Source organism: Roseivivax halotolerans (assembly GCF_900115815.1).
Lineage (GTDB): Bacteria > Pseudomonadota > Alphaproteobacteria > Rhodobacterales > Rhodobacteraceae > Roseivivax > Roseivivax halotolerans.
Genome location: NZ_FOXV01000039.1, coordinates 1 through 1,284, shown reverse-complemented (window position 1 = coordinate 1,284; position 1,284 = coordinate 1). Strand labels below are relative to the sequence as shown.

The following is a 1,284-nucleotide window of genomic DNA, read 5'->3' as shown; positions in this document are numbered from 1 at the left end:
CCGAGACCTTCGCCCCGGCTGCATACTCCTGCAGAATCCCCACGATCTGCTCTTCGGTAAAGCGTGATTTGCGCATCGTCCGTTCTCCTCGTCACTTTGAACGTTACAAGAACAAACTCTCCCAATGAATGGCCCAGTTTTGTGGGGGGCAGGTCAATAGGGCGCACTGTTGAAGCACTTGCAGCACTCCGCGGATTTGGAGCAAGTAGCGGCGGAGTGGGTGTGTATGGCGTTTCACGCGGAGCGGAACATGCCTTACTTCTCGCATCTCTTATGTCAAAAGATGGAATGGATGGTTTGCCCGAAGCGGTGGCCTGCCTTGCTGCACCCGATGTTATTTGCGGGGCCTTCGACGCTCGAAGTTTCCGCGATAGCGGGGATCCGGGATGGCAACCTTGGGACCCGTCGCGGCGCGCTTGGAATTGGAACGGCTGTTCTGACGCGCTATTGCCAAGCTTACCAATCGAGATTGAACATTACTCTGGTCCCCTATTCTTGGCGGTCGGCTTGGAGGACCGCATGTGGTCTCCTGAAATGACACGCAGGCTGGAAAATCGCCGCAAGGCCGCTGGTCGTCACATAGAGGCGCATTACTACGATGGAGAGGAGCACATGCCCGGAGGTGATGGAGAAAACCGACATCACACACTTTTGCTGTCTTTCTTTCAAAAGTACCTTTTCGTTTGATCGATTTCCATCATCAGTTAAATCCTTGTAGGACACGTAAGCAGATCCTGGGGTAGTGTCCCAATGCTTGGTGTAGGAGGCCGCGCGCGGAGCCCCCGGCGTAGCGCAGCGCGCGGCCGGGTGTGACGCTGGCGGCCATCGTCGATCTTCGGGCAGGTTCGGGTTGCGAGACCTTGAACCAAAAACGGAGATGACGATGACCGACGACAGAATGACGCTGATCGAGCTGGTTGAGAAGCAGGCTGACGGCGACCTCGTCCGCGAGATGCTGGCTTTCGCGGCCGAGCGGATCATGGAAGCGGAGGTGGAAGAGCGAACCGGCGCCGCGAAGGGCGCACGTTCGCCCCTGCGGGAGGTTCAGCGGAACGGCTACCGGGACCGCGACTGGGACACCCGTGCCGGGCGGATCGCGCTGGAGATCCCAAAGCTGAGAAAGGGGAGCTACCTGCCCAGCTTCCTGGAGCCGCGCCGCACGGCCGAGAAGGCGCTCGTGGCGGTGATCCAGGAGGCCTACGTCCAAGGTGTTTCCACGCGCTCCGTGGACGATCTGGTGAAGGCCATGGGCGCGGGCGGCATGTCGAAGAGCCAGGTCAGTCG

General features: G+C 59.6%; 2 protein-coding genes. One reads left to right on the top strand and one right to left on the bottom strand.

Annotated features, from left to right (window positions below):
• Positions 1–489 precede the first annotated feature (489 nt).
• Complete coding sequence (locus BM171_RS19320) at positions 490–723, bottom strand: hypothetical protein (protein ID WP_245760351.1); 234 nt, start codon at positions 721–723, stop codon at positions 490–492.
• 160 nt (positions 724–883) lie between these two features.
• Here BM171_RS19320 and BM171_RS18615 point away from each other — a divergent pair.
• On the top strand, positions 884–1,284 hold a 401-nt coding region (locus BM171_RS18615; protein ID WP_175497638.1), incomplete at its 3' end, for a transposase.